The 4,286-nt window shown below is 73.3% G+C and carries 4 protein-coding genes; 1 reads left to right on the top strand and 3 read right to left on the bottom strand.

Features of this window, described 5'->3' with window-relative positions:
* Window positions 1–26: 26 nt before the first annotated feature.
* The 3 genes from AOK22_RS37510 to AOK22_RS37500 form a co-directional block, all read right to left on the bottom strand.
* Complete coding sequence (locus AOK22_RS37510; protein ID WP_055703128.1) at window positions 27–1,763, bottom strand: arabinofuranosyltransferase AftB family protein; 1,737 nt, start codon at window positions 1,761–1,763, stop codon at window positions 27–29.
* A 124-nt stretch (window positions 1,764–1,887) separates the two neighbouring features.
* Window positions 1,888–3,111, bottom strand: coding sequence for an acyl-CoA dehydrogenase family protein (locus AOK22_RS37505; RefSeq protein WP_055703127.1), 1,224 nt, complete (start codon window positions 3,109–3,111; stop codon window positions 1,888–1,890).
* A gap of 10 nt (window positions 3,112–3,121) precedes the next feature.
* Window positions 3,122–3,595 carry an SCP2 sterol-binding domain-containing protein gene (locus AOK22_RS37500; RefSeq protein ID WP_055703126.1) on the bottom strand — a complete coding sequence of 158 codons (474 nt, stop codon included), beginning with the start codon at window positions 3,593–3,595 and terminating at the stop codon, window positions 3,122–3,124.
* 70 nt (window positions 3,596–3,665) lie between these two features.
* Here AOK22_RS37500 and AOK22_RS37495 point away from each other — a divergent pair.
* A partial coding sequence (locus AOK22_RS37495) for a TetR/AcrR family transcriptional regulator (protein WP_244165266.1) occupies window positions 3,666–4,286 on the top strand: 621 nt, incomplete at its 3' end.

Raw genomic sequence — 4,286 nt, 5'->3', positions numbered from 1 at the left:
GTCGGCGGGCTCGGCACCCGGCGCCGTCACCGCCCGGCACCGTCACCGCCCGTCCACTCCCCGCCCCGCCCGCACACCTCCCGCTCCGCCCGTACCGGGTCGTTGGGGAAGCGGAAGGCCGTGCGCTCCACGGCGCCCGTCAGGTTCCGCCAGAAGCGCTTGGCCGTCAGCGGGTCCCGCGTCGCCGCCCGCAGCTCCGCGAACGGCGCGCAGCGCAGGGCCCGCCGGGCGGCGTCCACGCGGGCCGGGTCGAGCCCGGCGGGCAGCTCGGCGGCGCCGCGCTCGGCGACGATCCACTCGTCGGGCAGCCGCTTGTCGTGCCCGACGCGGCCGTCGATGCCCTCGGAGTGGGCCGCGAGCGGGTAGGCGAGCCCGATGGGGTCGAGCGCGGCACCGGACAGCGGGACGACGGAACCGCTGAAGCCGAGCGTGTTGTAGACGCCGGTCACCCCCGGCGCGCCGCCCGTCACCGGCGTCCTGGCGAGCAGCAGCGTGGGCACGCCGGCCCGCGCCCGCGCCCGGACGAGTCCGGCGTAGGCGCGGTTGCCCGGCTGCCCGGCGAAGCCGTGGTGGAGGGGGTGCGGGGCCGCGTTCTGCCGTACGTACACACCGCGTTCGTCGGCGATGCCGCCGGCCCCGATGCGTCCCTCGTACGGCACCCGCAGCACGCCCGCGCACGCCACCGCCCACACGGCGACGCCCAGGACGACGATGCCCCACGCCCGGGTGACGGGCACGAGGAAGACGGGCAGCAGCATCAGGAGCAGCCCCGGCAGGAACATCCGCCCGTGCATGAAGTCGCCGCCCACCTTGACGACGTAGAGCCAGCACAGCGCCCCCGCGACCACGGGGGCGGCGGCGGGCGCGAGCTCGCGCCCGGTCCCGCGCACGCGGACCGGCGGACGCTCCGACGCCAGGAACCCGGCGACGACGAGCAGCAGCGGAAGCCACAGCACGTACGGCCCCGCGAAGTCCCAGAAGTACGCGGCGCCCCGCGCCCACAGGCTCCGCGAGGCCTCCTTGGTGACGCCGGGCAGCGGCATCAGATGCCCGTAGTACCCCATGCGGAAGACCTCGTACGCGACGGGCAGCGCCCCCGCCGCGCCGGCGCCCGCGAGCACCCCGCGCCACGAGGGCCGCGCCATGGTCCACTGCGCGGCCAGGAAGACCACCGAGACCAGCGCGAGGTCGGGCCGCACGAGCGGTCCGAGGCCGAGCAGCGCGCTCGTCCACGGCGAGCGCGGCCGGGCCAGGAGCGCGAGCCAGCCGCCCGCGATCCAGCAGGTGGCGAGCCCCGTCTCCAGGCCCGAGGTGGCGAAGTCCCAGACGGGCGGCAGCGCGAGCAGCACGAGCGCGCCGCACGGCACGAAGAAGCCGCCCCCGCCGCCCACGCCCGGCGCGCCGCCGCCGTCCCGCAGCCGCAGCGCCCCGAGCCCGGCGAGCGCGAACCCGGCGGCGGTGAGCAGCAGTCCGCCGTACATCGCGGCGGTGGCGATGTCGAGGCCACAGGCCCCGGCCAGGACGAGGAGCCACTGCCACAGGGTGCCGGTGGACGACTCGGCGCGCTCCCCGGCGTTGAAGACGGGCCCGTTCCCGGCGAGGATCTGCCGGACCGTGCGGACGTAGATGTGACCGTCGTCGGACATCCACCGCCGCTGGAACCCGGCGACGCACAGGACGAGGGCCGGTACCAGCCAGCTCCCGAGGCGCCCGAGCGCGACGGCTTCGGACCCGCGGGCGGGGGAGTACGCAGATGTCGTCATGATCGTTACATCGGCGCAGGTCAATGAGGGCTTGAGGGCGGCGTCCAAGGCGCCGCCGCCCGGAGGGGGCCCAGGGAATCTGCCGCTCGGAGGAGGCCTAGGGAATCTGCCGCTCGGAGGAGGCCTAGGGAATCTGCCGCCCCGATATCGCCCGCGCGATCACCAGCCGCTGGATCTCGCTCGTGCCCTCGAAGATCGTGTAGATCTTCGCGTCCCGGTACATGCGCTCCACCGGATGCTCCCTGCTGTACCCCGCGCCGCCCAGCACCTGCACGGCCTTCTCGCTCGCGGCGACCGCGAGTTCGCCCGCACGCAGCTTGGCCATCGAGCCCTGGCCCGCGTCGAAGACCTTGTCGTTGCGCGCCATCCACGCGGCCTGCCAGATCAGCAGCCGCACGGCCTCGATGTCGGTGCGCAGATCCGCGAGCGCGAAGGCGATCGACTGGTTCTCGACGATCGGGCGGCCGAAGGCGACGCGTTCCCCGGCGTACTCCAGGGCGTACTCGTAGGCGGCACGGGCGATCCCGAGCGCCTGCGCGCCCACCGTGGGGCGGCTGACCTCGAACGTGGCCATGGCGGCCTGCCCCCGCGCGCCCGGCGCGCCCCGCACGCCCTCCCGGGCCCGCGCGAGCCGCGCGTCGAGGCGTTCCCTGCCGCCCAGCAGACAGCTCCCCGGCACCCGTACGTCATCCAGGAACACGTCCGCGGTGTGCGAGGCGCGCAGCCCCAACTTCCTTATCTTGCGTCCCCCTTCGAGTCCGCGCGTGCCCGGCGGGACGATGAACGCGGCCTGTCCCCGCGAGCCCAGGGCGGGGTCCACGGACGCCACCACGACGTGCACGTTCGCGATGCCGCCGTTGGTGATCCACGCCTTCTGGCCGCTGAGCGTCCACTCGTCGCGCGTCGCGTCGTACGTGGCGCGGGTGCGCAGCGCGGAGACGTCCGACCCGGCCTCCGGCTCGGACACGCAGAACGCCGCGACCTTCGGCTCGTCCTCGTCCCCGAAGCACTGCGGCACCCACTCCGCCAGCTGGTCCGGCGTGCCCGCCGAGAAGATCCCGGCGACGGCGAGCGAGGTGCCGAACAGGGCCATCCCGATGCCCGCGTCGCCCCAGAACAGCTCTTCGTTGGCGATCTGCAGCGAGAGCCCCGAGGGGTCGCCGAACAGGTCGGCCAGCGACTCGAAGCCGTAGAGCCCGATCTTCGCGGCCTCCTGGATGACGGGCCACGGGGTCTCCTCGCGCTCGTCCCACTCGGCGGCGGCCGGCCGCACGACCCCGGCGGCGAAGCCGTGCACCCACTCGCGCAAGTCCCGCTGTTCCTCCGTCAGTTCGAGGGAGAAGGGCATGGCGCGCTCCTCAGGCCTTGGGGATGTCGAAGTAGCGGGTGAGCCCGGACGCGAGGGCCACGTCGCCCGCGATCTTCACCTTGCGCATCATGAACATCGTGACGGGGCTGGCGTTTCCGGAGACCAGTTTGAGGAACTCGGCGTCACCCATGATGAGCGTGACGCGCGGCTCGGCGTCCGAGCGCCCCTCGCGGACGGTGCAGGTGCCGTCGGCGATGTCCGTCTCGTACACCGCCTCCCCGTTCTCCCCGCTGCCCGTGACCTTCCAGCGGATGAGGGCCTTGAGGGAGCCGGCCGTCTCCGGCTTGAACTGCCGCTCCATGCGCCCGAAGACCTCCTGCAGGACGCGGGTGCGCAGCGCGCCGTCCTGGGCGATCTCCGCGATCTCCTTGCCGGACAGGCCCTTCACGATCCGCGCGAACTCCTCGGGCGTGACGCGGGCGAAGTCGAGTTCCGCGATCTTGCTGATGTCGCCGTCCGCCATCGCAATCTCCTTACCCTGAAGTAAACTTACTAAAGAGTAAGGTAAGTCGGAACCAGGGAGGCTGACAAGGGTGAGCGGCATATCCGACGGTGCGTCCGGCCCGCGCAGGCGGCGCGTCCCGCGCCCCGAGCGCGAGCGTCAGATCGTCGACGTGGCGGTCCAGGTCTTCGCCAAGCGTGGCTATCACGGGGCGTCGGTGGACGAGATCGCCGAACTCGCCGGAATTTCCAAGCCGATGGTGTATCTGTACCTCGACTCCAAGGAAGGTCTCTTCCTGGCCTGTCTGCGCCGCGAGGCGGACCGCCTGGTCGGCGCGTTCCAGGGCGCGGCGACGGCGGGCGAGGCAGCGCCCGAACTGCGGCTGCACGCGGGCCTCCTGGCGTTCTTCTCCTTCGTCGCCGAGCACCGCGACAGCTGGGTGGTGCTGCACCGCCAGGCCTCGGAGCTGAGCGAGGCGATCGCGACGGCCGTCGCCGAGGCCCGCCGCGCGGTGATGGCGGAGGTGGCGGGCCTGGTGTGGGCGGGCATCACGCAGGGCGGGCCCGGCTCCCACCAACTCTCCGACGAGGACGCTGACTTCGTGGCGCACGCGCTGGTGGGCGCGGCGGACTCCCTCACCGACTGGATGGCGCGCCACCCCGACCAGTCGCCCGAAGGAGTGACGCTGCGGCTGATGAACATGGTGTGGGTG

Source organism: Streptomyces silaceus (genome assembly GCF_001419745.1).
GTDB lineage: Bacteria > Actinomycetota > Actinomycetes > Streptomycetales > Streptomycetaceae > Streptomyces > Streptomyces silaceus.
Note: the sequence above shows the minus strand (reverse complement) of the source record. Positions and strands in the feature narration are given on the sequence as shown.